This is a genomic window from Agrilactobacillus fermenti (assembly GCF_047943045.1).
Taxonomy (GTDB): domain Bacteria; phylum Bacillota; class Bacilli; order Lactobacillales; family Lactobacillaceae; genus Agrilactobacillus; species Agrilactobacillus fermenti.
In genome coordinates, this window is sequence record NZ_CP181347.1 from 2,568,385 (window position 1) to 2,595,378 (window position 26,994).

23 protein-coding genes and 1 pseudogene are annotated in these 26,994 nt (G+C 41.8%); 16 read left to right on the forward strand and 8 right to left on the reverse strand.

Annotated elements, in window-relative coordinates; translation table 11 throughout:
* The first annotated feature begins 21 nt into the window (after nt 1–21).
* From ACNAN0_RS12710 to ACNAN0_RS12770, 13 genes are all read left to right on the forward strand, one after another.
* On the forward strand, nt 22–840 hold the full coding sequence (locus tag ACNAN0_RS12710) for a Cof-type HAD-IIB family hydrolase (protein WP_230914397.1): 819 nt from the start codon (nt 22–24) through the stop codon (nt 838–840).
* 36 nt (nt 841–876) lie between these two features.
* Nucleotides 877–1,635, forward strand: a complete 759-nt coding sequence (locus ACNAN0_RS12715; RefSeq protein ID WP_230914384.1) for a TerC family protein — start codon at nt 877–879, stop codon at nt 1,633–1,635.
* A gap of 77 nt (nt 1,636–1,712) precedes the next feature.
* The gene (locus ACNAN0_RS12720; protein WP_230914385.1) at nt 1,713–2,495 is read left to right on the forward strand and encodes a (S)-acetoin forming diacetyl reductase; all 783 of its coding nucleotides are present in this window, start codon (nt 1,713–1,715) and stop codon (nt 2,493–2,495) included.
* A gap of 154 nt (nt 2,496–2,649) precedes the next feature.
* Complete coding sequence (locus ACNAN0_RS12725; RefSeq protein ID WP_230914386.1) at nt 2,650–3,234, forward strand: hypothetical protein; 585 nt, start codon at nt 2,650–2,652, stop codon at nt 3,232–3,234.
* 29 nt (nt 3,235–3,263) lie between these two features.
* Nucleotides 3,264–4,709 carry an MFS transporter gene (locus ACNAN0_RS12730; RefSeq protein WP_230914387.1) on the forward strand — a complete coding sequence of 482 codons (1,446 nt, stop codon included), beginning with the start codon at nt 3,264–3,266 and terminating at the stop codon, nt 4,707–4,709.
* On the forward strand, nt 4,696–5,130 hold the full coding sequence (locus tag ACNAN0_RS12735; protein ID WP_230914388.1) for a MarR family winged helix-turn-helix transcriptional regulator: 435 nt from the start codon (nt 4,696–4,698) through the stop codon (nt 5,128–5,130). Before ACNAN0_RS12730 ends, ACNAN0_RS12735 begins: the two co-directional genes overlap by 14 nt.
* 13 nt (nt 5,131–5,143) lie before the next feature.
* Nucleotides 5,144–5,359 (forward strand): hypothetical protein, encoded by a 216-nt coding sequence (locus ACNAN0_RS12740; RefSeq protein WP_230914389.1) that lies wholly within the window; start codon nt 5,144–5,146, stop codon nt 5,357–5,359.
* A 295-nt stretch (nt 5,360–5,654) separates the two neighbouring features.
* Nucleotides 5,655–6,839: an ABC transporter substrate-binding protein gene (locus tag ACNAN0_RS12745; protein WP_230914390.1), complete on the forward strand. Its 1,185-nt coding sequence runs from the start codon at nt 5,655–5,657 to the stop codon at nt 6,837–6,839.
* Between the two features lie 238 nt (nt 6,840–7,077).
* Nucleotides 7,078–7,947, forward strand: a complete 870-nt coding sequence (locus ACNAN0_RS12750) for a branched-chain amino acid ABC transporter permease (RefSeq protein ID WP_230914398.1) — start codon at nt 7,078–7,080, stop codon at nt 7,945–7,947.
* A 9-nt stretch (nt 7,948–7,956) separates the two neighbouring features.
* A complete protein-coding gene (locus ACNAN0_RS12755; protein ID WP_230914391.1) occupies nt 7,957–8,913 on the forward strand; it encodes a branched-chain amino acid ABC transporter permease in 957 nt (318 codons plus the stop codon).
* A 2-nt stretch (nt 8,914–8,915) separates the two neighbouring features.
* Nucleotides 8,916–9,695 carry an ABC transporter ATP-binding protein gene (locus ACNAN0_RS12760; protein ID WP_230914392.1) on the forward strand — a complete coding sequence of 260 codons (780 nt, stop codon included), beginning with the start codon at nt 8,916–8,918 and terminating at the stop codon, nt 9,693–9,695.
* 1 nt (nt 9,696) lies between these two features.
* Nucleotides 9,697–10,404 carry an ABC transporter ATP-binding protein gene (locus ACNAN0_RS12765; RefSeq protein ID WP_230914393.1) on the forward strand — a complete coding sequence of 236 codons (708 nt, stop codon included), beginning with the start codon at nt 9,697–9,699 and terminating at the stop codon, nt 10,402–10,404.
* Between the two features lie 25 nt (nt 10,405–10,429).
* A complete protein-coding gene (locus ACNAN0_RS12770; protein WP_230914394.1) occupies nt 10,430–11,083 on the forward strand; it encodes a CBS and ACT domain-containing protein in 654 nt (217 codons plus the stop codon).
* Nucleotides 11,084–11,220: 137 nt separating this feature from the next.
* On the opposite strand, the gene ACNAN0_RS12775 is transcribed toward ACNAN0_RS12770, so the two are convergent.
* The 8 genes and pseudogenes from ACNAN0_RS12775 to ACNAN0_RS12810 form a co-directional block, all read right to left on the reverse strand.
* Nucleotides 11,221–11,748, reverse strand: a complete 528-nt coding sequence (locus ACNAN0_RS12775; RefSeq protein ID WP_416353482.1) for an FAD-dependent oxidoreductase — start codon at nt 11,746–11,748, stop codon at nt 11,221–11,223.
* The gene (locus ACNAN0_RS12780) at nt 11,723–12,547 is read right to left on the reverse strand and encodes an FAD-dependent oxidoreductase (RefSeq protein ID WP_416353483.1); all 825 of its coding nucleotides are present in this window, start codon (nt 12,545–12,547) and stop codon (nt 11,723–11,725) included. Before ACNAN0_RS12780 ends, ACNAN0_RS12775 begins: the two co-directional genes overlap by 26 nt.
* Before the next feature lie 157 nt (nt 12,548–12,704).
* Nucleotides 12,705–14,102, reverse strand: a pseudogene (ltrA, locus tag ACNAN0_RS12785) (group II intron reverse transcriptase/maturase).
* Nucleotides 14,103–14,608: 506 nt separating this feature from the next.
* Nucleotides 14,609–15,490 (reverse strand): class II fructose-1,6-bisphosphate aldolase, encoded by an 882-nt coding sequence (gene fba, locus ACNAN0_RS12790; protein WP_230914696.1) that lies wholly within the window; start codon nt 15,488–15,490, stop codon nt 14,609–14,611.
* A gap of 131 nt (nt 15,491–15,621) precedes the next feature.
* The gene (locus ACNAN0_RS12795) at nt 15,622–16,230 is read right to left on the reverse strand and encodes an NADPH-dependent FMN reductase (protein ID WP_230914697.1); all 609 of its coding nucleotides are present in this window, start codon (nt 16,228–16,230) and stop codon (nt 15,622–15,624) included.
* 160 nt (nt 16,231–16,390) lie between these two features.
* Complete coding sequence (locus tag ACNAN0_RS12800; RefSeq protein WP_416353484.1) at nt 16,391–17,749, reverse strand: FAD-dependent oxidoreductase; 1,359 nt, start codon at nt 17,747–17,749, stop codon at nt 16,391–16,393.
* 215 nt (nt 17,750–17,964) lie between these two features.
* Nucleotides 17,965–19,473: an MFS transporter gene (locus ACNAN0_RS12805; protein WP_416353485.1), complete on the reverse strand. Its 1,509-nt coding sequence runs from the start codon at nt 19,471–19,473 to the stop codon at nt 17,965–17,967.
* The gene (locus tag ACNAN0_RS12810; RefSeq protein ID WP_230914700.1) at nt 19,466–20,092 is read right to left on the reverse strand and encodes a TetR/AcrR family transcriptional regulator; all 627 of its coding nucleotides are present in this window, start codon (nt 20,090–20,092) and stop codon (nt 19,466–19,468) included. The genes ACNAN0_RS12805 and ACNAN0_RS12810 overlap by 8 nt, the downstream gene beginning before the upstream one ends.
* Before the next feature lie 269 nt (nt 20,093–20,361).
* On the opposite strand from ACNAN0_RS12810, the gene ACNAN0_RS12815 reads away from it, so the two are divergent.
* From ACNAN0_RS12815 to ACNAN0_RS12825, 3 genes are all read left to right on the forward strand, one after another.
* A complete protein-coding gene (locus ACNAN0_RS12815; protein ID WP_416353486.1) occupies nt 20,362–24,441 on the forward strand; it encodes an SdrD B-like domain-containing protein in 4,080 nt (1,359 codons plus the stop codon).
* 121 nt (nt 24,442–24,562) lie between these two features.
* Nucleotides 24,563–25,312, forward strand: coding sequence for a MurR/RpiR family transcriptional regulator (locus ACNAN0_RS12820; protein ID WP_230914718.1), 750 nt, complete (start codon nt 24,563–24,565; stop codon nt 25,310–25,312).
* Nucleotides 25,313–25,541: 229 nt separating this feature from the next.
* Nucleotides 25,542–26,990, forward strand: a complete 1,449-nt coding sequence (locus ACNAN0_RS12825; protein ID WP_416353487.1) for a 6-phospho-beta-glucosidase — start codon at nt 25,542–25,544, stop codon at nt 26,988–26,990.
* Nucleotides 26,991–26,994 lie beyond the last annotated feature (4 nt).

Genomic DNA, 26,994 nt, shown 5'->3' on the forward strand with positions numbered 1-26,994 from the left:
GAAGGAAATTTGGTGAAGAAGATGTATCAAATGATCGTTAGTGATTTAGATGAGACACTACTAAGAGATGATGGGACTTTAAGTGCCGGAAATATCCAGGCGATTAAGCAGGCGGTGGCTCAAGGTGTTTATTTTGTACCCAATTCTGGGCGTAGCTTTCTATCCTATCAAGATAATTTGCGGGATTTGGGACTGTATAACCAGCCGCAAGCCTACGAGATTTCATATAATGGTGCCCTGATATTGGAAAACTATCAAAATCGTGTGCTTAAAAGTAACGGTCTAGATTATGCCATGGCCCAGGCCATTTTTGATATCTGTACTAATACAGACGGTGCAGTGCATATTTATACAACGGACCAACTTTTTATTTATCATGCGGACCCTAATGATAACCGCTATTTAGCAGAACGCGGGGTCCAATTTACGACCTTAAATACAGTTGATTTTACAATGTTTCAATCGCTAGCTATCATGAAGATTATTGTCGCTTTACCCACCATGGCGCAGAGACAAGCGCTTGGTAAAAAAGTGCATGTGGTGTTGGGCAACCAGGTTACAGCAACGTATTCATCGGATCGTTATATTGAGTTTAATCGTGCTCAAGTGAATAAAGGTACGGCAACACTTGCTTTGGCCCAGCAACTTCAGATCCAGCCGGAAGCGATCATTGCCGTGGGAGATAATAATAATGACCTCACCATGATTCAAGCCGCTGGGCTAGGGGTCTGTGTGGCTAATGGGATTGACTCTGTGAAACAAGCTGCGCAATATGTGACTAAACGTGATAATAATCAGGATGCCATGGCTGAGATTATCGAAAAGTTTGTTTTACGTTAAGGATTTCATAGATAAAAAATAATTGGAGTGTCAATTTTGCAAGCAATCATTAATTTGTACCAACCGTTTTTTGATGGTCATAATTGGGAAACGGTGATCACTTCAGGTCAAGATTGGTTGGTTATTTTATCATTAGTTTTGATGGAGTGTTTGTTATCCGTAGATAATGCCATTGTGTTGGCTGCGCAAACGCAAATTCTGCCAACCAAAAAACAACAAGAAAAATCTTTGTTTTATGGCCTTTGGGGTGCTTATATTTTTCGTTTCTTGGTGATCGGTATCGGCGTTTACTTGATCAACTTTTGGTTCATCAAAGTTTTCGGCTCACTTTACTTATTGTATTTGAGCGTGCGTTACTTTTATGATCGCCATAATCCAGATCATGCCAAACAAGGAACGACAAAGAAGGTCGATAACTCAAAGCAACATGTTCTGTCTTTATTCTGGCGTGTGGTTATTTCGATTGAAGCCATGGATATTGTTTTTTCGATCGACTCGGTGTTGGCCTCTTTAGCGATCTCTAGTAATCCGGTGATCGTACTTATTGGTGGTATGATCGGCATTTTGGCTATGCGTGGAATTGCGGAGATCATCATGCGGCTGATGCAGATTATCCCTGAATTGGAAATGATGGCTTACGGGCTGATCGCATTTATTGCCGTGAAACTTTTCCTATCCATACCAGCTATTGATATTGAGATTCCTAACCTTGTTTTTGCTCTGATCGTCTTTGGTAGTTTGGGGCTGACAATTTTATACCACTTTACCAAAAAGAAAAAAATACGTAAATTCTGAAAATTAGTGAAGGGTTAACTGTTGAAAACGTTTCCAGTAGGGCATATAATCGACTTACTAAATGTGGGGGTGATTATATGTCTTCTTTAAATAACAAAGCAGCTTTAGTAACTGGTAGTGGTCAAGGTATTGGTGAGGCCATTGTACGGCGTTTATCTGCAGATGGTTTTGCTGTTGCGATTGCCGATTTGAATTTGGAAAACGCTGAAAAAGTAGCTGAAGATTTGAATCAAAACGGTGGTAAAGCAGTGGCTGTTCAAGTAGATGTTTCTGACCGGGATAGTGTTTTTGCTGCCGTGCGTAAAGCAGCTGAAGCATTGGGCGGCTTTGATGTGTTGGTTAATAATGCTGGTTTAGGGCCAACAACGCCAATTGAGACGATTACACCAAAGCAATTTGATTTGGTTTATCGTGTGAATGTTGCGGGTACCTTATGGGGTATCCAGGCTGCGATCGAGCAATTTAAGAAACTCGGGCATGGTGGTAAGATTATCAACGCCACGTCACAAGCCGGTGTTGTTGGTAATCCGAATCTGGCATTGTATAGTGGGACTAAATTTGCTGTTCGAGGCATTACTCAAGTTGCCGCTCGCGACTTAGCAGAGTTGGGCATCACGGTCAATGCGTTTGCACCTGGTATCGTTAAGACGCCAATGATGTATGACATTGCCCATCAGGTTGGCCAAAATGCCGGCAAAGATGATGAATGGGGTATGCAGACTTTTGCGAAAGACATTGCCCTTAAGCGTTTATCTGAACCTGAAGATGTAGCTGCTGGGGTTGCTTTCTTGGCTGGACCAGATTCAAATTATATGACTGGACAAACGCTAGAAGTTGATGGTGGGATGCAGTTCCATTAAAGTGACTTAGGCTGTTTGTTGAAGTTAGTAAAAAGAATTTAAGTCGATTTTGGAGGTCGGTTTAAATTCTTTTTTATTTTTAAATTTATTTGCTTGCGCAAACAAATTTACGGATCTATAATACAATCAATGTTGAGAAAGGAAGCAGATTTTCATGCGAAAACCATTAATCATTGCGAAACACAATTTTATGCCGTTAACAATTCCTAGTGATTATTATTTAGTTGAAACGACGAAACAAACACGTAATGGTAAAACTGTAACAGTGTTGCGTTATCAAAATAACCCTAATATTGTCATGAATAATGCACATCTCACAGTAATTTTGGCTGAAACGGGACAACTACTCAGTTATAATGATTTTTCTGGAATCCCAGACGGTAACTTGGTCCGTTCGAAGACCGCTCGTCAAGTTGCCGAAAAAACATTTCAACGGGTTGACCCAAACTATGCTGCTGGTTTGGCGTTCATGCGAATCGATCATTACGAACGGCACTTTTTTGACGCCGATGACAGCTTACAAATGATCCCCATTTCTTGGGTTAAGTTTGCCCATCAAAATGGGAGTTATAATTGGGTTTCTGTTGGTGGCAATGGGACAGTCGTAGAATATGAGATTGACTCTAGATGGGATTATTTTGCTGCTCGGCGGGCTACTGAAGAATGGAATTATGATGATTGGGTATTGGCACGGCAAGGTAAAGGACCACAACTCAGTGCCCCACAAGCTTTGGCTTAAAGTCGTAAGTTTTTTAGGGGAGCGATTGAATGCAAACAAACCGGTTTAAGTTTGTCCATTGGCTGGTAGCAATTACACTGGGGCTGTTCTTCTTCATGGTTATTGTTGACGGCAGTATTGTTACCATTGCGATACCAGAGATTTCTCAGCAGCTCAGGGTGTCTACCAGCTTGTCAGAATGGATCGTCACCATTTATTTGATGACAATTTGTATGTTTCTGTTGGTATTTGGACGTTTGGGCGATCTCTTTGGTCGCGTTCGCATCTTCCGTTGGGGGACGGTGGTTTTTACACTAGGATCATTTTTGGCGGGTGTCCCTTTAGGCTTTGGATTCGTACTCTTTGGCCGCGTTGTTCAAGGCGTTGGCGCCAGTATGACGATGGCTACGAGTTATGCCATCGTTACCAGCTACTTCGATAAATCTCAATTAGGTCGGGCTTTGGGGGTGGAAAGTGTCTTTATTTCCTTAGGTTCAGTTGCTGGCCCGGCTCTGAGTGGGTTTATTTTAACACAGTTACCTTGGGGGTATATTTTTTGGATCAATGTGCCTGTTGGTATTATCTGTTTGATTTTTGAAGAGTTATTTTTTCCCAGTGATGCCAAACAGACGGCACAAAAATTTGATTGGTTAGGAGCGCTTATATTAGCAATGGCGATGTTGGTAATCACATTTAGTCTATTGCGATTACAAATTGTCGGTTTTACCCACCTCGGGTTATGGCTGCTCTTTTTGGCCGGGATCGGCGCAATCTTTGTTTGGGTACGTATTGAAAAACATGTCTCTCAGCCATTAGTTGATCATCGTATTTTTAAGAACATTGCGTTCCGTAATGGGTTACTTGCGGCCTCGCTTGTGTTTACCGCAACCTTCTTTTATAATATCCTGGCGCCTTTTTATCTGCGGATCGATCAAAACCTACCAATGCACTTGACCAGTTTGCTGTTAACTATCTCGCCGATCGTTGCGGTCATCATGGGACCAGTTGCAGGGACACTTAATGATAAGCTGTCTTCTCAACGGCTGATCATTTGGGGGATTTGGCTGTTGTTGCTCAGCCAAATTGGCCTGGCCTTGATTCGCCAAGAAACAACGTTACTTTTATTTGGCATTTTAAGCATCTTATTGGCTATTGGGAATGCTTTTTTCCAAACAGCTAATAACGTAATGGTCATGACTAGTGTTGATCAGAGTCAGCTTGGCATGGCTGGCAGTTTAAATGCCTTGGTGCGCGAACTTGGCTTAGTCATTGGAACAATTTTAGCAACTAGTGTCTTTTTCACGACCATGAGTATGCAAGCTGGCCATCAAATCATAAATTATACAGCACACAATAATGGCCTATTTATCGGTAGTCAGAGCATTAGTTATGGGTTGGCAGCCTTGCTTATATTTGTGACGGGATGTCTACTGATTTTCCCGAAATATCGACGTCAAAAAGCCAAAAGAGAGGTTGTTGTCCATGAGCACAATTAAAGATGAGCCAGATGCGTTAATGGCACAAATTAGTCGCACAGCCCGGCATATTCAAATGAACTTAGACAAAGTTTTACGGCCGCTAAACTTAAATGCCAGTAATTACTACTTTATTTTGAAAGTGGGCCAGCACCAAGGCCAGTTAAGCCAAGATGAGTTATATCAATTGTTAGATATTGATGCGAGTAATATTACGCGTCGGTTAAAGCAGCTGGTTGATTTGGGCTATGTGACCAAGATTCGAAATCCCGACGATAAACGCAGTTGGGTCGTGTCCTTAACTTCAGAGGGTCAGGCTGTCTACCAACGCTTGGTACCAGTGTTAACACAAGTTTCGGATCAAATAACGACTGACTTAACGGGGACACAAATGACAACACTAAAAGCCGCGCTCTATCAGATTAGTGAACGCTTGATATGAGGATGTCTAAATAATGAATGAATTACAATTTGATCAGTTGGTTACAAAGTTAGGGCAGCTTCGCGAGCAAGTTCGTCAATTGGAAGATGTGGATTATATGACCGCTTATTACAAAGGCTATAGCCAATCAGGTGCTACAATAGATGAAATTCAATCAGAGATTGACCAGCTGAATCAAGAAGCTGATGATTTACAGACCAGGATTGATGAATTGGAAGGTAAAACCTAAATAAACCAGCAGATAAGGGTATTGCCTTTTGGAATATAGTTAAACAATAAACGTTTGCATTTAATATGTGGCTGAAGGTAAAATCTAAATTTTATCTCCAGTCATTTTTTATACTGCCAGTAAGCAATAAGATTATTAAATTGAAATTAATTAATTAGAATAACGTCGTATTTTGCGAGTGAAGACAACTGGTTTTTATCATAATAAACTCATTTTACTGTTATAATTAGCTTGATTTGATGGTAAATATGTTCTATTATATTAGAAAATAATTAGAAATGGGATGGGTGAGTCTATGAAGAAATCTAAATTTGCAGCGATGGCTGCTGCGCTTATGATGTTGGCTGCAACTTTTGCAGGTTGTGCCAATAAAGCCGGTCAGTCTGGCAATTCAGCTTCAGGCAATACGATTACGATCGGAGGAAATTTTGAACTGTCTGGGTCAGCAGCTGCTTATGGCAGTGCTATGGAACGTGGGGTCAAGTTAGCGGTTAAGCAGATCAACCAAGATGGTGGTGTTAAAGTCGGCAATAAAAAAATGAAGTTAAAATTAGTTACTAAGGATAATAAGTCTGATAATTCACAAGCGGCGGCAATCGCAACTAATTTGACGACCCAGACCAAGGCTTCGGCGGTCATTGGGCCGATTACCTCTGGCGCTGGATTAGCGGCGCTGCCTAATATGACCAAAGCTAAAGTACCATTGATCACACCTGGCGGGACACAAGACTCTCTTACATTGCAGAAAAATGGTAAAGTTCAACCCTATATGTTCCGTTCTTGTTTTGAAGATAGTTTCCAAGGTAAAGCATTAGCCAAATATGTTTATAACAATATGAAATTGAAAAACGTAGCTATTTTAGGTGATAAATCAACTGATTATGCTCAAGGTTTGATCAAGGCGTTTAAGAGTGAATATCAAGGTAAAATTACAACGACGGAATACTATCAAGCTGGCGATAAAGATTTCCAAGCTTTATTAACGAAATTAAAGAATAAAAAGTTCGATGCTTTGTTCGTTCCCGGCTATTATTCAGAAGCCGGTCTGATCATCCGTCAAGCTCGAGAAATGGGTCTCAATCAACCAATTATTGGTGCTGATGGCTTTGCTGATCCTAAATTAGTCAAAATTGCGGGCAAAAAAGCTGCCACAAATGTTTATTACACGACGCACTTTGATCCTAAAGCGCCAGCAAGCTCCAAGGTTGATGACTACTTAAAGCTGTATAAGAGTACTTACCATGAAGATGCAGCAACTTTTGACGCTCTATCTTATGATGCCGTTTATATGATCAAACAGGCGATTGAAGATGAGAAGTCAACGAATTCTGTTAAAGTTGCGGATGGTTTGGCTAAGCTGAAGAACTTTAAGGGTGTTACTGGCACAATTACGATGGACAAGAAACACAATCCACAGAAACCAGTCATTGTTTCTAAGCTTGAAAATGGGACGGAAGCTGAGGCAACTGCGGTTAAGTAACATTAGTAGTTGTGATGGTTAAATAGTACGCAAAATCACGGCCGTGGTCGGGACAAAACACTGGTTTTGGTTCCGGCCACGCTTTGTTACCAGGCTTTAAACGCGTTTGTATCATCAGCTTTCTCACACAACTACAAATCACTTGAGGGACAAAATGCCCTCAGCGTGATTCTAGGTTGTTGCTTGAAAGCTAGCCGATGACACTCACGCTCTTGATAAAGGGGTGTTTTATTTGCAAATTCTGCAGCAATTGATCAATGGGCTTTCCTTGGGTAGTATTTATGCGTTATTAGCTTTGGGATATACCATGGTTTATGGGATCATCAAATTGATCAACTTTGCTCATGGTGATGTTTATATGTTAGGAGCCTTTTGGGGCTACTTTATGATCAATAAGTTTCACATGAGCTTTTGGCCGGCCTTAATTACAGCGATGATTTTTTGCGCAATTGCTGGGGTCATCATTGAGTTCTTGGCTTACCGGCCATTACGTGATTCACCACGGATCGTTGTTTTGATCACGGCCATTGGGGTTTCTTTCTTGTTGGAAAATGGGATGAGTTATTTGTTTAGTTCAAGTCCGCGGGATTTTCCTCAAGTGATGGATGTACAACGCTATCATTTAGGTAGTGTTTCAATTTCAAATATTCAAATTTTAATCTTGTTAACGTCCATTATTTTAATGATTTTATTACAGCTTATTGTTAAGCGTACCCGGATGGGGAAGGCAATGCGTGCTGTTTCTGTGGATCCTGAAGCAGCGCAATTGATCGGTATTAATGTGGATCATACGATTTCATTTACGTTTGCATTGGGTTCGGCGTTGGCTGGAGCCGCAGGTGTCATGATCGGACTTTATTATAATTCGATTGATCCTTTAATGGGGATGACACCGGGGATCAAAGCTTTTGTTGCGGCTGTATTAGGTGGGATTGGTTTGATTCCAGGGGCTGCTTTAGGTGGCTTTGTGATTGGTATTATTGAAACGGTTGTGCAAGCTTTAGGATTTTCAGCTTTTCGGGACGCCGCTGTTTATGCAATTTTGATTATTATTCTAATTGTGCGGCCTGCTGGGATCCTAGGTAAAACCACGCGTGAGAAAGTGTAGGTGAACTTGATGAAACGCAATTTGAAATATAATTTAGTCTGGCTGCTGATTGCTGTTGTTGGCTGGATCTTGATCAATGTTTTAGAAGGTGTGGGCATCATTGATCAGTTTGCCGAAACAACGCTGGTTTTGATTGGTATTAATATCATTCTTGCTTCTGGATTAAATCTAATTATTGGATTTTCAGGTCAGTTCTCGTTAGGTCACGCTGGCTTTATGGCCTTAGGGGCTTATGCTGCGGCTTTAGTGACGCAAGCCATGCCCACGGAACTAGGGCTAGCTTTAGGTATCATCATTGGTATGATTTTAGCGGGCGTTGTGGCTTTGATCATTGGGATCCCAACCCTGCGGTTAAAAGGGGACTACTTGGCCATCGCTACAATGGGTGCCGCGGAGATTATTCGGATTATTTTGATCAATTTAAAAATTACCAATGGTCCGGCCGGTTTATATGGATTACCCCAATTGGCTAGCTGGAGTACCGTTTATGTTTTGGTTGTAGTTACAACTGTTTTAACAGTCAATTTTATTCATTCTCGAAATGGCCGGGCGGTCATGTCGGTACGCGAAGATGAAATTGCTGCGGAGTCAATGGGCATTAACACGACTAAATTCAAGGTGGCGGCGTTTGTTTTTGGTGGCATGACGGCAGCAATTGGCGGCGCCTTGCATGCCACTTACATTCAGACCATTGCACCCAATGATTTTGGTATCATGGAATCAATCAGTATTTTGATCATCGTTGTTATGGGTGGTATTGGCAGTATGACGGGTACGTTCGCAGCCGCCATTTTATTAGGTGTTTTAGACATGGTTTTACAGAGTTTTGGTGCTTTGCGAATGGTTTTATATTCGCTAGCCTTAATTTTGATCATGGTTTTCCGGCCAAAAGGCTTATTTGGTACCTGGGAGTTCTCGGTCAAGCGGCTATTTAACCGGAAGAAGCGCGCAAAGGAGGAGGTCTGATCATGAGTGTATTATTGGAAGTCAAAGATTTGACCAAAAACTTTGGTGGTTTAGCAGCTGTTTCAAACGTAAATATGCACTTAGATGATAATGAATTAATTGCTTTGATTGGGCCAAATGGTGCTGGTAAAACCACGTTATTCAATTTAATGACTGGGCAAACAGTGCCATCAGCCGGTTCAATTACGTTACGGACAGATTCAGGCGTGCAAGTGCTTAATGGCCGCAAACCTTATAAAATTGCGGATATGGGCTTGGCACGAACCTTTCAAAACATCCGGCTGTTCAAAGAATTATCGGTGTTAGATAACGTCTTAATCTCCATGACTAGTAAAAATAAAGAAGGGTTAGTTTCGAGCTTATTCCGGCTTCCGGCGTTTTATAAAACAGAAGCGCGTTTGGTTAAGGAAGCGATGGATCTTTTAAAGATTTTTCATATGCAAGATTTAGCCGATACAACGGCAAATAATATGCCTTATGGTGCTCAACGGCGCTTGGAAATTGTCCGAGCCCTTGCCACTAAGCCTAAAATTTTATTTTTGGATGAACCAGCGGCAGGGATGAACCCGGAAGAAACAGCCGCTTTAACAGCGACGATTCGCCAGATCCAACAAGACTTTGGCATCACAGTACTGTTGATCGAACACGATATGTCTTTGGTCATGAACGTAGCCGAGCGAATCTATGTTTTACAATACGGTAAATTATTGGCAGAAGGCACACCTCAAGAAATTCAAGCCAATCAAGCAGTCATTGATGCTTATCTGGGAGGTGGCGTTTGATATGTTGTTAGAAGTTCAAGATTTAAGTGTGAATTACGGTGTGATCCAAGCGGTGAAAGGGGTCAGCTTTAACGTTAATGCTGGTGAGATCGTCACTTTGATCGGCGCTAATGGTGCTGGGAAAAGTACCATTTTACATACGATTTCTGGGTTGATCCGACCAAAATCTGGAAAAATTATGTACGATGGGACTGAGATTCAAAAAGAGAAATCTCAAAAAATCGTCGCCAGTGGCATCTCTCAAGTACCAGAGGGCCGTCATATTTTTCCTGGGTTAACTGTTTTAGAAAATTTACAAATGGGTGCTTATTTGCGTAAAGATCGCGAGCAGACCAAAAAGGATTATCAAACTGTTTTTGAACGTTTTCCCGTGCTAGCTGAGCGTAAAAACCAAGATGCGGCCACGTTATCTGGTGGCGAACAGCAGATGTTGGCTATGGGTCGGGCGCTGATGGCAGCACCAAAATTAATTTTACTAGATGAACCTTCGATGGGCTTAGCGCCGATCTTTATCAATGAGATTTTTGATATCATTCAAGCCATTCAAAAAAACGGCACGACGGTACTGCTGATCGAACAAAATGCGGCTAAAGCCTTAGCCATTGCGGACCGCGGTTATGTGCTTTCAGTTGGTAAAATTGTTTTATCTGGGACAGGTAAAGCATTATTGGCGAACAAAGATGTCCAAAAAGCATACTTAGGCGGTTAGTCTTGATAAGGAGGAAGTAAAATTTATGAGTGTTTCAGACTTTATGACTAAAGATTTAGTAACGGTTACGCCAGATGTACGGATCAATGATGCCGTGGATCTCATGAAAGATCACAATATCCACCGCTTGCCAGTTGTCGATAATGGGCGGTTAGTTGGTCTGGTGACACAAGGGATCATTGAGGCCGCAATGCCTTCCAAAGCGACCAGTCTAAGTGTCTACGAAGTTAATTATTTGTTGAATAAAACCACCGTACAAGATGTGATGGAGAAGAGTGTCTTAACGATCGCACCGGGGGCATTATTAGAAGATGCTGTTTACAAAATGCGCCACTACAATATTGGTGTGTTGCCCGTTTTATCTGATGCAGATAAATTAGAAGGCATTATTACGAATAATGATATTTTTAATGCCTTTCTAGACATTTCCGGCTATTCCTTAGGCGGGACAAGGGTTTCTGTCAAAATTAACCAAGATGAAGTTGGTTTCTTGGCTAAAGTGGGCGATGCCTTAGCCCAGCATCACTATAATATTTTGACGTTGGTCGTAAATCGGCGGCCAACTGAAAAAATTGTTCAGATGCATATTGATACCACTGATAGTGAAGGGGTTCAAGCTGCTTTGGAAGCTGCTGGTTTTGAAGTTGTTCAAGCTGAACTTTCAGATGCCCCTAGGTGAGGTCGTTGTTTCTGGGCACACGTTTAAACAACAAAAATACGTAACAAAACAGGTGACTAAGAGCAAAACTTGAATTTTGTTCTTAGTCACCTGTTTCAATGCTTTCTACGAGTCAAATCGCCACGGGCACATGGTAATTAAATTTTACGAAAATAGCTGTGTTGATTGCTAGGAAAAGTGTAAATTAAGCGTTCCACCCGCTCATGATCGACGCCGAGTTCGATCATATCTACAAGACCATTGATGGTATTGACCGCATCGTTACTATATTCGCTGGCACCTACAAGGTGATTTTTTTCATCAAAAGCAAGGATGAGACTGCCAGCATTATCATTACCCACTTGGCGATACCAATCATTGGTATAATCAAAGTTTTCAATTGTGTAACGGCTATCTTGCTTTGCTGCAGCAATATTTATGCCTACTTGGGAAATTCGCGGCATAGTAAAAACGGTAGTCGCAATGGCTGGATAGTTGATAGGTTCAGAGGTTTCGTTCGTAAATTGGTGTGCTAGATATTGAGATTCAAAAATGGCGACGGGTGTAATCTTAGGTTGTGACTTAGCCACGACATCGCCAGTGGCATATATATGATCAATGTTTGTTTGTAAATAGTCATTGACCTGAATCCCATGGGCATCATAATGGATACCAATTTTTATCAAGGTTCAAGGCTTCTGTATTTGGAATGCGACCCGTGGCATCAATAATATAGTCGGTATCAAGCGTGAAACCATTCGCGCCATGCAATGTTAGGCCATTTTTGTTTTGGGTGACAGCCTGGATGTTTACATCATAGTTGAACGTAATACCAGCTGCCCGCATGGTTGCAATTAATTGGGTGACATGTGGTTGATAAAAGTCTTTTAAGGGTTGGTGTCCTCGAAGGATCACGGTCACTTGGGCACCCGCAGCATTGGCGATACTGGCGAATTCCATGCCAACATAGCCGCCACCGATAATTGTTAGATGCTGTGGCATTTCTGGAATCACTAGAAAATCAGTGCTGTCGTGCATTAGTTCACGGCCAGGAATATCTAAACGATGTGGCCGTTGTCCGCTAACGATTACAATTTTGTCAGCAGTGACTGTTTGATCCGCTATTTGTAGCGTATGATCATCAATAAAGGTTGCATGGCCTTTGATAATCGCAACACCAGCTGTACTTAATTTTTGCTCGTTACTAAAAGCTAAACCGTCGATGACTTCGTGCTTGTGAGCCATAAGGTCCGGCCAATTGATAGTCGGGATAGAGTCAAAGCCCTTACCTTGAAGTTGTTTGACTTGCTGCAACAATTCAATCGGTCGATCCAAAGTGATTTTGGCATTACAGCCGCGATTGGTACAAGTACCGCCGAATTGACCTTCTTCAACAACACAAACTTTTAAACCGGCTTGGCTCATGGGAATCGCACCATTCCAAGCACCTTGGCCGCTACCGATAAATAAAACATCGTAATCCATATATTGACCCCCTTCATTTAAAAATAAGCATACGTTTTTGCCGTAATAAATGCATTAAATCTGCTTAGTTTGGCTACCCAAAATGAAAGAATCGAGTAGGAGACCCTAACGGGTCGGCCTCTCACACCACCGTACGTACGGTTCCGTATACGGCGGTTCAATAACTTAAGCGTTTCTGAATAGACTGGTACGTTGTGGACAGATTGATAAGTCCACGGCGTTCCAGTCTTTCGTTTGTTAGAGTATATTTCAGTACACCGGTATGTGCAGTATGCCAATACCCTTTACGGGTATTAGAAAATATTCGTGCTTCTGACACCGAGTCCCCTAACTTTCTAAGATTTCGGAACTTTCGTTTTGATTTTCTTCCATGATTTCCAGATATACTGCCGGATCCTCGTGCGCAACCATGCGTCTAGCGCTTTAAGAAAGCCCTTCATGCGGCCAATACTATAGTATCGTAACCAGCCTCGCATTTTACGCTTGATCTCTTTAAGGACAGTGTCTGAGACTAACACCGCGGTTCCGTTTGGTGATTAGCTTTAGGGCCTGTTTGATACGTTCTTTGGCAACTTTGTGCGGCCGGGCATATGCTTTGCCTTTACTCACACCTAAAGTGAACCCTAAAAATTTCAATCTCAAGGGCGACCCGACATGAGTTTTCTTTTGGTTGACTGTTAACTTCAAGTCTTTCTCCAAGAACTTGGTCACATTGGCCAGTACGCGGTAGCCTGCGCGCTTACTTTTGACGTAGATATTACAATCATCCGCATAGCGCACAAACTGATGGCCTCTGGCCATGAGCAGCTTATCCAACTCATTAAGGTAGATATTCGCCAATAATGGCGAGATATTTCCACCTTGCGGCGTGCCTTGAGCTGATTTCTCAAACAGACCACCATTCATAACCCCACTCGTTAAGAACTTACGAATAAGTCTTAATAGCCAGGAATCATCGATATATTGGCCGACAAATTTCATCAGTAAATCATGATTGACCGTGTCGAAATATGCCTTAAGGTCAAGGTCGATCACATAGTGATAACCTTGGTCATACAGCGCTATGACCCGTTTGATGGCATCATGAGCACTTCGATTGGGTCGGAAACCAAAACTGCTATCCGAGAATATCTTTTCAAACCTTGGCGACATCACTTGAGCGACTGCTTGCTGAACAAGTCGATCGACCACCGTTGGAATCCCGAGCTTGCGCTTGGAGCCGTCCGGTTTTGGAATCTCGACTCGTTTAACTGGTAATGGTTGATAACTGCCATCACGCAGTGATGCGATTAGCTCATCACGATGTTGTTTCAGATAAGGCAACAGCTCATCGACAGTTAGACCGTCAATACCCGCTGCACCCTTGTTGCTTCTGACTTTAAGGTAAGCTTGATTCAAATTATCTCGGGACAAAACTAAATCTTGAAATGAAACGCCATTCCACATCTTATCTTCACCGGAAATCACACTACGCGCCCCGGGTTGCCTCTTGACCTTCCAGGTCTACCATCCGCCGGTGACCAGAACATGGTTCTGTTTTCTGCGATTGTTGCATGATTTCTACCTCCAATTTTGACGAGAATTGTTAAAGTTCGGCCCTTCGTTGTCCAAAGGACAACTATTATGGCCTCGGCTGACTTCTGTATCATTCAGCTAGACATCACTGCCTAGTTTGTACCTGTGAAACTTTCCGTTTCTCTTGTCGGGAACGTATGATACAGACCTCCCCGGTAAGAACGCTAACTTTCGTGCCATGTAACCATTGGCTTTACTGCGTACAGTTTCGAGTAGTATGGGACTTCAGTTTGTTTAGCAACCTTATCCACTGCAAACAGCCTTATAGCCACTTCTTGTTCATTGGTTCAGCACTTTGCTTTAGACTTCCTTCAGATTCCACCTCACGGTGGACACCCTTGTCCTCAACTAATAGTTCCGACTACTACGGTCTATAGTGGACTTTCACCACCAAGTTAGCGCCCATGCCGGGCGCACTAATAAAAAAAATCGACCAGGATTTTCCTGATCGATCTTTTTTTGAAATTTATAAGTGTGTTAAAAGGTTTAGATTTCTTCTGGAACCAATTTAACGGGCTTAGTACCAAACCAGTCGATATGTTGTTCAACTGTGTCTTGGATAGCTTTTGTGCCAGGTGCTAACAATTTACGAGGATCGAAGCCTTTAACTTCTTTATCCTTGTTGTCTTCGATGTATTTGCGAACTTGTTTAGCCCAAGCGATTTGTTGTTCTGTGTTGACGTTAACTTTAGCAACACCTAAAGAAATTGCTTTTTGAATTTGGTCAACAGGGATACCGGAACCACCATGTAATACAAGTGGTACTGGAACAGCTTCTCTTAATTCCTTCAAACGATCGAAGTTAAGACCCTTCCAGTTTTCAGGGTAAACACCATGGATGTTACCAATACCAGCAGCTAAGAAGTCAATACCAGTAGCAGCTAATTGTTTAGCTTCTTCAATATCAGCTAATTCACCAGCACCGATGATACCGTCTTCTTCACCACCAATAGAACCAACTTCAGCTTCAACAGAGATACCTTTAGAATGAGCTAAAGCAACGATTTCTTTAGTCTTTTCTAAGTTTTCTTTGAAGTCTAAGTCGTGGCCATCAAACATAACAGAGTTGTAACCAGCAGCGATAGCTTCTTTAGCTGCTTCATAGTTACCATGGTCAAGATGCATGATGATTGGTACGGTGATATCCATAGATTTGATCGTGTCACGAACTAAGTGTTGTACTAATTCGTAACCACCCATGTACTTAGCAGCACCCATAGAAGATTGGATGATGATAGGAACATTCTTGTGTTGGGCAGCAGCTAAGATCGCACGTGTCCATTCCAAGTTATTTGTGTTAAAAGCGCCAATTGCGTAATGGCCCTTTTGAGCACCTGCAACGATTTCTGTACCATGTACTAAAGACATTGATGTAGCCTCCAAATAAAAAATTATCTATTCCGACTGTCTTAGTTTAGCATTTTTTAGTGAATTTTGAAACAGGTTATGAAAAAAGCAAATAAATGACCTTGGTTAAGCTCTTATGTGCCCCTTTTAAATTAGTCTAAGTTGGCGTGGATATACTTTTGATAAGGTGCTTCGGCTAATGTTTTTGTATAAAAAGCAATATCGTTAAATGCTTCTTGTAAGCGTGCTTGGAAGTGATCGCTATTTTCAGCATCAACGATTAAACCGTCTTCGTTAAAGTTATTATTGGCATCCCATAATAAAACCGGCGTTGGTAAGACGATCATCTTAAGCATTTGCAGAATTTCGACCATTGACTCGGCAGCTAACATCCCGCCATCACTAAAACTAGAATAAGTAATGATTTGTACAGGTTTACCTTCAACCTCAGGCCCCACATAATCTAAAGCATTCTTCAAGCTCCCAGGGATCGCGTGATCGTATTCAGGGCTGATAATGATGTACCCATCTTGGGCTTTTAAGGTATCTAACCAGGCAGATTCGTTCGCTTTCAAATCAGTGATCGTTTCAGAAAGTGGCGTTTGACGATGTTCATAAAAATCAAGGGGATAGTCTTTCAAATCGATCCAAGTGAATTCGAATTGAGCCGTATTAGGTTCACTTTTTTGTAAATATTCGAAAATATGTTGGCCTAGAGAGTTACGCCGAATACTGCCTAAAATAATACCGATTTTTGTCATGATGATCCCTCCAAGTTATAAAAATACTTATTTATTATTAGGTAACTTCAATACGCTGTCAAATGGGATTCACACCATAAAATGTGATGAATCGAGCTTTTAAAAATAGGCCATAATAAAAACACTTGGACAAATATTCACAAGTGTTTTTGAGTTAATACTAACTTTCAGGGACTGGCTGGTTGGCTTTAGCCATGGCCTGTTGGGCTAATAAGTTTAAATAGTGCCATGGTCGATCAAAGTGAGGTTGGAAGAGCATATCGACAAAGGCAAGTTCTTCAATCGTCATTTGTTTTTGGATCGCGACTGATAGGGTGTTGGCGGATTGGGAGACATCATAGCGGCTCATTAATTGACCACCAATGATACGATGACTAGCTTTTTCCCAAACTAAGCTCATCAATACAGGCTCAGTAGAGGGCATGAATTCAGGGCGGTAGTTATCTTCAAATAAGACACTCTCGGCATCAAGACCAAAATGCTGGGCGCTTTCTTTGGTCAAACCAGTACTGGCAATTGTTGTTCCGAATAACTTCAAACCAGAGGAAGACTGAGTGCCAATGTACTTCAGAGTTGGTTTTTCAATATTTAAACCGACCAGCATTCCTTGGCGTACCGCGTTGGTAGCTAACGGCACGTAATTATTCTCACCCGTTGGATTGTAGTGGACAGCAACACTATCGCCGGCGGCAAACACATCAGGCAGCGATGTGCGCATATAATCATCAACAATTAAAGCGCCATTAGCTAGCATTTCTGCTTTGCCTTTTAATAAATCAGTCATTGGTCTAAAGCCCACACTCATGACCGCAATATCGGCGTCAAATGTTTGTTGATCAGTTTTGACTTGTACGCCTGTTTTTGTTTCTGTAAAGGCTTGAACCGTTTGATTCAAAGCTAAATGCACGCCATGAGCTTCAAAGTCCGCCTCTACCCGATCGGTGAAGGGTTGATCTAGGTATTTATTTAAAATTCGCGGCAAGCTATCGATCAAAGTGACCTCATGCCCTGTATTTTTGAAAGCTTCTACCAATTCGGTACCGATATAGCCGCCGCCAATAATGACGACACGTTTTTTAGCATCGGTAATTTGTTGGAAAAGTGCTTGCGCGTGATTCCAGTTTTTACAAAGCATGACCCGTTGAGAATCGATCCCATCAATTGGCGGAATGATCGGCCAAGAACCCGTCGTCAGCACCAACTTATCATAAGTATCTGTTGTGACTGTTCCTGTTGTTAGATCTTTAACTTGAACTGACTTAGCGTCCGTATCGACCGCTAAAACATCATGTTTCATCTGAACGTTGGCACCTAACTCAGCTAGCTGTTCTGGGCTAGAATAGAATAACCCTTGGGGATCTTTGACGACACCTTCGAGATGCAGCGCAATCCCACAAGATAAGAAAGAAACATTGTCATTACGTTCATAAACAGTGACCTGAGCCTCTGGATCAGTTTTATATATTTGGGTCACGGCAGCAGTGCCGGCATGGGTACAACCAATAACGATAACTTTCATGAAATTCACTCCTAAAGTCTAGTTAATTAATGCACAATAAAATTGTACAATAAGTAAATTTAAAAAGCCAGTGATTGATCTATTGTTCACAATTTGACACAAAATTGCTGTATTAAAAAGTACCCTTATGGAAGCAATTCGCATGCTTTAACGAGGGTACTTATTTAAAATATTTTTAATAGAAAAATTCCCCTGATTTATCGTGACACAAATTTCTAAAAGTTATGTTTATAAAGGTAGAAGCCGCCAATTAAAATAAGGACACTGGCAATAATTGAAACGAAGAACATATTTTGGTAGGCCATTTGCGCTGTTTGTTGAAAAGCAGCTAGGGCTTGGGTATGGGCGGTACCTGTCAGGTGTCGGATCTGAACATACAGGTTTTCCACAGATTGACCAGCATGAATCCCAGCAGTACCACTGATATGGCTCAATTTGTCACTGACAAAGTTAGCAAAACCGCCCTGCACTAAAGTGGCATAAATCGTTGGCGCTAGGGTCAAACCGACTTGGCGACTGACGGACAAGGTCCCTAAAGCGACGCCGTTTTGTTTTTCACCGGCGATTTCTGACATAAGTACTTGGAAAGGGGCACCCATGAGCATCCCAAAGCCGATACCTGCTAGGGTTGAGGAAACGAGGAACCAAGTGGTGGTGGGGCTTAAGAAAGTAATCAGAGTGAAACCTAGCGTAGAGAGAATCCCGGAGATCACTAACGATTTTGTCGCCCCAAATTTATTAACCAGCGTCCCACCAACGCCAGCACCAATGATCGAGCCTAAACCGATGCCACTCATCCAAATACCGCTATTGCTGGCACTGATGCCATAGCGATGTTCCACAAAACTGGGGATAAAGACGAAAATTGCGATCAAAGTACCTGAAAGCAGACCCATGAACAACGTGAGTAAAAAGCCAGAGTTGCGAATTAAATTATAAGGTAAGAATGGTTCAACTTTACCTTTGATGTGTTTTTCGATTTGGCTGAAAATAATGAAGAAAATAACACCTAAGATCAAGAAAATAAAGACTTGTGGTGTGGCTAAACTACTTAAGAAGGCCTGGCTCTGGATGTTAGCAATCGCTAGCATGAAACTCAAAATACCAAAGGTTAAGAAAATCAAGCCTTTGAAATCAAGGTTACCACCATGTGCCGCTTTGGTTTCAGGAATAGCCATGGTTCCAGCGATCAAGACAAAGACAGCAATCGGTAAGTTGATCAAGAAGAGCCAAGACCAATGCCCCGATACGTTTAGGACTAGACTGCCAATGTTGGGGCCAACGACTGATGCGATCCCGTTGATGGCACCTAGAGCACCTAGTAGCCCACCTTGTTTTTCTTTAGGATAGGTTGAAATGATATGGCTGGAAGCAATGATAAAAATACCACCACCACCAAAGGACTGCAACACCCGAGCTGCTAGAAACATCGGAAAATTAGCACTAAGGGCAACCATTAATGACCCTAAAGCGAAGATAGCAATCTCGATAAGAAAGAGTTTTTTACGGCCGTAACGATCGGCGAGTTTACCGGCAATCGGTGTCGAAATGGCCATCCCTAATGTATAGAGGGTGACGCCCCAAGTCCCTTGAACTTCACTAACATTGAAGGCGTAATTAATTGTTGATAAGGCACTGGAAATAATCCCATTGTCTAATGCCGACATAAATACACCAATAATAAAAATAATCAAAGCAAATATTTTAGGTTTGGGTTCAGTCATTTGCGTCATCTCCTAAGTTTGTTTGTGGCAAGACACCTTGACTTAGCCACTGTAATCGATAATTAAAGTCATGCAGCAAGGTTTCTGGGGACCAATCATTGGCGATGTAGTCTGTTAAAGCGTTGAGGACTAGGGCCATAATAAAATACAAAAAGCTAACAGCTTCAGCTTTATTTGGCATTAGAATATGACTGGTCGTTAACATTTCTTGCCAGCGCTTTAGTTCAGGATCTGAAAGATCTTTTGGCCGTTGATAAGCCGCCAGATTACTGCCTTGAACGAATAATAATAGCCGGCGCCAATTACTGGACTGATGATCGAGGCTGGTGACAGTTTTGAGGTAATTGGTTAGACCCAAGAATAAATCATCATCTGCCTGTTGAATGTGCTGTAAGATATGGCGATGAATCTCATCAGCACTGGTTTTGAGGATATAATTATAGGCATCTTGTAAATCGGTAAAGTATTTATAAAAAGCCCCGCGAGACATGCCCATTTTTGTAACGATCTCACTAACGCGAACCTGACTGAGCGGCCGTTCGTAGAAGGTATTGATCAAGATCTCATTGAGTTGCTGCTGACGTTTTTCTGGTAAGCGGATAAATGTTTGACTTGGCATCCTTGTCCTCCTTGGGTGACACATTGTCACTGTTATGCTTTGGAAAGCATAACATATCAAGTGACATTATGTCACTTGATTTTGTCTAAAAAAGTTTTAATAAAAACAACACTAATGTATCCGCTTCCGATGCTGACAGAGTCAGCTTATGGCTAGACCGATACCAACATTGCATATAAGTTTATTTAAATTTCAGTTATAATCAAACAATTATTGATATATACTTACACCATATCTAAAAATATTATTATTTTTTGGGGATGATAATAATGAAAGTAGTATCAAATGATAGGCATCACGTCTGGCTATATGTGACCGTTCACGTTGCTGTTGCGCTGTCGGCACTGCTCTTTTTCTTTTGTTTTGTGAATCATACATATGCAGCAAGCACCGCGGGTACATTGGTCACTTCAACATACGGTCCCAATAGAGATGGGGAAGCACCATTCGATAGCAATGATGATCCGGGCTATGATATCAATGCCAATAATGGTATCGTCCGTAGTTTCGACAAAATATATGTCCCAATCAATTTGCAATTTGATGCAAGTGATCAGCCTTACACGATTCGGTTTAAATTGACTGGAACGATAGATAATGGTGTTGTTGCGAATCACATGTTAAACGCAAAATATGATAGCTCCTGGGGTGGGACCTATGATTATGATGATAATTCGTCTACATTCTCACGAGATGTTTCTTTTAATGTAACGGACAAGAATAATGGCCTTTGGAGTCAGACGGTACCGATTCAAGTTTATGGTGCCACGAATGGGACCGTGTTGACGCCACACGTATCGGTACAAATGGTCAGTGTCACTCAAGCTGGCGCAACTACACCGCTAATGACCAAGACGGATTTGACGCCACCAATAGGCTCTCTAGACAGCACTAAAGTTAGTTCACAGACCAATTTGGCTGTTGCGATACCTTCTTATCAAACTTCGACACCATCTTTTAACGACTATGCTAATGCAACGGTTCCTAATAAAAAAGAGGGTATCGTTGGCAGTATGGGCTTTGGTATTGGGGTCAAACCATTAAGCGGTCGCGGAACAAGCTTTTTGGGTGCAGCTTATCCAGACCCGGGTACGCCAATCACTATCAATCTTACGCCTAAGGTTACGTTAAATGGTTCGGATGTCAGTAGCTTAAGCAACAATATTCAAACCATCCAATTTGGCTATGTGAATACGCCGTTAACAACAGCGCAATCATATGCCTCACTTTATCCCAATATGAATAACCAGGTTCTATCTGATCGATTACCAAGGTCAATGATATTTGGAAGTGAAAATGGCCAAAATCAGATAAATGGTGTTTATAATACAGGGGAATTTACGAGTGATGCCAGCAAAATTACGTTTACCTTTGATGACTGGTATGGCAGTGATATTTATCCCAACATCTCAAGCGATTACTCTGGTGCGCTTGCCATTGATCCCTGGGCGACTCAGATGAAAACGTTTATTACGTCAGTATTTAATCTGTTTTTGCCGACAAGTGCCTACGTCTCAGGGCAAAATATGGTTTTTTCGATCTTGAATGGCGGGTTGAGCTACACCCTTAATGGGCGAGCAACCACTGCTACTAAAGACCAGACCGATATAATTATGAGTGCTTCGGATAGTACATTTAAGACTGCTTACACTGGGCAGGTTAATTTTACCTATAATAATACGCCCAAAATGGGTGCTGGTCAGACGTGGTCTAATTACATGGATGACGGTCTTTCTGATCTTGGGACTGATCACTGGAGTATGACCTCTGACCCGGCCTTATATATGGGGCAAAAGTTTTATGGTTGGACCCATTATGGGACTTTCACAGCTGATGCGGTTGGTGGGGCCGATATCTTAGAGTGGTGGAATCCTGAAGAATCAAAGTACGATGATACGAGAGCTATCCTATTTGCGAACGGAACAACGCCAGCTGGAAATCCAATCAAACCAACTTATCAGTATGGTGTCGCTAATAGTGCCAACACGCTAGCGAATATGCAAGCGCGTGACTTTAATAGTTTTGTTTGGTATAACACGCCAGCGGAAGCTGAAAAAAATGGGGCAATCAGCGCAGTTGCAATTCATATCACGCAGCCAATTGGCATGACCGATCAATCTAACATCTCAATTCCTCGGGAAGTGATCACCAAGGTCGCTGGGACAAATAACCAAAAAGGCGAGTATGACGATCCGTATATTACCTTAACTCGGTCAAAAAGTTATTATGATACCAGTAAAAGTACAGCGTATGAATATGATACGCCTTATGGTACTTATGCATATACGCCGTCAACTTATACAAATGGCCAATTTACGAATCATCAAGCCTATAACGTGGCGACTGATGACAAAGGTAGTCAAGGATCTTACCCGGGCAGTTTACCCTCATTTGGCGCGACGGCTTTAATAGAACCATACTTAGTACGATTGAGTGACTTTTCAGCCGATAAGTCCGGCTACGGCAGCCAAGATACGGCGAAATTGTCGATCACACCTAAAGTATTGGCATCAGCAGGGGCGGATGTCAAAGATGTTACTGTCAAAGTAACTTTACCAAAGGGTATCAGTTATGTAGCTAATACAGCGAAACATGGAAGTGATGCAATCACACCAACTATCGCGACAGATACAAATGGCGTGACCACATTGAGCTTTACTTTGAAACGCCCTGAAATTGGGACCTCTGAGCCAATTACGTTCCAAGCGAATTTTCAACAGCTTAATCTGACATTTGACGCTAATGGTCAAACCAACCTTAACTTAACTGCGGAAATATCATCTTCAGATGATCAAAGCGTGGCGCAGTTACGGACAAAGAATTTATCTATTCCTATAAGCAAGGCTTATACGGTCGCTGTTGTTAAGGAAGGACACGATGCCAGTGGGACCGGCAAACCAGTTGTGGAACGTAATCAGCCGTTTAATTTCACAGTTAAAGTCCGAAATGATTATGATGATGTCACCAAGAACGTTAATGTCTTGGATAAGTTACCACAGAATGGCGTGAACGGTTCTCACTTCTCTGGTGATTATATTCTAAACAATATTTCTCTGACTTCACCGACAGGAGCGGCCACGATTTGGTACAATACCGCTGCCAAATATCAAGAAAGTGACGATCCAGATGTGACCAAGAATCTTGAATTGAGTGAGCCTAATACAGTTTATAAAAAAGCGGTCGCATCCGAGGATGGTTGGGTGCAATATACACCAGGCACAGAGCTGGATAAAAAAGTCACTGCGATTTTGATTCACGAACCGTCGCTTAATCCGGGCGAGACACATCTTTATGCGATGAATTACACGCCACAAAGCACAAAACAGGATCCTAGTGGGAATCTTTCTGGGGATACGTATGTGAACCAGACGACGCTTAATAGTGATCGCAAAGTTAAATTGAAGAGTAATACGGCTCATGTTGACGTTGTTAACCGCGCGATTACGGGTAATATTTGGCATGATTTGAATAAAGATGGCTTAGTGCACCGTACAGATGGTTCTCTGGAACCGGGCATAAAGGGCTTGCACGTTTATCTGGTGGATAATAGTGGCTCGGTCGTTCAGACGGATCTTAATGGGGCGTCATTGATGGACGTCACTTCTGATGACCACGGTGATTATAGATTGGCGCATTTACAAAGTGGGACTTACCGAATTGGATTTAGCCAGAAAGATATGCAGACGTTAGGGCTAATGCCGACAAAGCTAAAAGCTGATCCAGATGACCTAGCAAATAGCTCAATTTTAGATCCTACCCAAACGGCAGCTTTACCAGACGGTAATAAGATCTATTTATCAGCGGATACGTACACGTTACCCGCGATTAGTGAGATGAATGGCAATTCTTCTTATGTGATTGCCGATCAAAATGCCGGGTTCCTGCTGACAACAGATTATCTGGAGTTATTGCACGTGCCAACTTTGGAATTCGGGAAACATGCGGTGCCAGTAACAGGTCAAACTTATCACAATAAAGACACGACCGATGCGTTTGTTAAAGTGGCTGATACTCGGCCAGCAACAATGGCCCAGTATTTCACGCCGTATGATATTTCGCTAACTTTATCTCCGTTTAAAACGGCTGCGAATCAGGTGGGGTTGGAACAGGCTAGTTTGCAATTTGAATCGTCTGATGACAATACACATGTCACTGCAGAAGGTGGCGGGACGGTAGCTGTCGGCGAGACCAAGCGGATTTTGGAGCATGATAATGTGCAAGAATCAACGATGGCTGCTAATTTGCCAAATATAAAGTTATCTGTGCCAGCGGCAAGTAATCAAAATCATGTGACTCGTGATCATTACCAGGCAACCTTGGATTATGCGCTAACTTTGGGGACGCAATAGTCACTCAATGGTTTAGTGGTCTGTAGGTAGGCACTTAAACTGAGGCCAAAAGCTGTGTTTCTGAAAGATGATATGATATAGGTAAATCATATGCTTTTAGGCATAAGTTGGAGGAATTGGTGTGTTTCAATATGAGGATATACAAAAGTTAAATCCCCTTGAGCTTAATGTTTATGAATATGTCATTAGCCATAAAAGTGAAATTACTAAAATGACGATTCGAGAGCTTGCAAAAATCATCGGCGTTTCTACTTCAACAGTACTCAGGTTTTGTACTAAAGTAGGCTTAAATGGCTTCTCTGAATTGAAGTTTTATGTTAAGCAAAATTTGCAGGGGCAGCCTAAGTATGTGCCGCATACGTCAATCGTTGATACTGTGAATGAATTCTTTTACCGTGCGGATGATCAGCAATTAACGAGTAGTATTCAAAGTGCCGCAAAATTAATTGTTCGTACGAAATTAACGGTATTTTTGGGCATTGGGTCAAGTAATTACTTTTCGCAATATGGCGCCCGTATTTTAGCTAATTTAGGTATTTATACGTTAACCATAAATGATCCTTTTCAACCGAAGCCGAATGCGTTGATAGATCCAAGTCAAGTAACTTTGATTGTTTTGTCAGTGTCTGGTGAAACTGAGCAGACTTTAACACACGCTCAGTTTTATAAAGAACAGGGTGCAAGCTTGATTGCGATCACCAACACAACAAAATCGACTTTAGCTCATATTGCTGATGTAAATATTACTTATAATGTGCTAGAGGTGCGCGACGGTTCACTTAATTTAACCACGCAGGTACCTTTGGTCTTTATTCTAGAGATGTTGATGAATGAAGTTCAAGAAGCACTCAATAAGCAAAATGGTGATTGACATATTGATTGGTATATATATTAGTGATTTTTAGTAAAAGAAACATGTTACTTATATGTAACATGTTTCTTTTTAATTTTGTAAAGTATAATTAAAATTATACTTTACAAAATAATGAAAGCGCTATATCATATGAGTTGTAATCAATAACAACTCATATTTATTGTTTGTATGGGTCACCAATATAATAAATACATTTTGGTTTGTACCAATTATTGGAGGTTTTTTTTTGGTTGAAAAAGTAAACGCTTTACCGAAGGGCTTTTTATGGGGCGGGGCCGTTGCTGCCCATCAATTAGAAGGTGGCTGGGATCAAGGTGGTAAGGGTGTCAGTATCGCTGATGTGATGACAGCTGGTGCGAATGGGATTGAACGCCGCATTACAGATGGCGTTAAAGCTGATGAGTATTATCCTAATCATGAAGGCATTGATTTTTACCATCACTATAAAGAAGATATCAAGCTTTTTGCTGAAATGGACTTTAAGGCATTTAGAACATCAATTGCCTGGACCAGAATTTTTCCCAATGGGGATGAAGCTGAGCCTAACGAAGCCGGCCTCGAGTTTTATGACCGTGTTTTTGATGAATGTCATAAATACGGCATCGAACCAGTCATCACGTTATCTCACTTCGAAATGCCATATCACTTAGTCAAAGCATACGGTGGCTGGCGTGATCGCCGTATGATCGACTTCTTTGTTAAGTTTGCAACGACGGTTTTCAAACGATACAAAAACAAAGTTAAGTATTGGATGACTTTCAACGAAATCAACAATCAGACCGACTACCAGCGTGAGTTCGCAATTTTCACGAATTCCGGCATTCAGGTAAAACCAGGTGAGAATGCTGAAGAAGTAATGTATCAAGCTTCCCATTATGAGGTAGTCGCTAGTGCTTTGGCAGTTCAGATTGGACATCAGATCAATCCAGATTTTCAAATTGGTGCCATGGTAGCAATGGTACCGATTTATCCAGCAACTTCAAAGCCGCAAGATATTATGAAAGCTGAACGGGCGATGCAAGCGAGATATTGGTATTTAGATGTTCAAGTCAAGGGCCAGTACCCAAGTTGGTTAACAGCTTACCAGCGTCGTGCTGGGTATGACCTTGATATAACATTGGCAGATCTTGATGTATTGCAAGTAGGCAAAGTCGATTACATTGGGTTTAGCTATTACATGTCCTTTACGGTCGCTAGTAAAGATAATGAACCGGTTGATTATCATTACAACGAGGCGGCAGACTTGGTTGCTAATCAGTTCTTACAGCAATCCGAATGGGGCTGGCAAATTGATCCAGAAGGGTTACGTTATGTTATGAACTGGCTCAATGACCGCTATCAAGTGCCACAATTTATCGTTGAAAACGGCTATGGGGCAGTGGATAAGATCGAAGCTGATGGCAAGATTCATGATGATTACCGCATTGACTATTTACGGCAGCACATTGAACAAATGGAATTGGCCGTAGCCATTGATGGTGTTGATTTGATGGGCTATACCCCTTGGGGCTGTATCGATTTGATTTCGGCCGGAACAGGACAGATGTCTAAACGCTATGGCTTTATCTATGTTGATAAAGACGACCAGGGGCAAGGGAGCTTACAACGTTCTAAAAAAGATTCGTTCAAGTGGTACAAAAAGGTTATTTCATCAAATGGTGAAGATCTAAATTAAATTG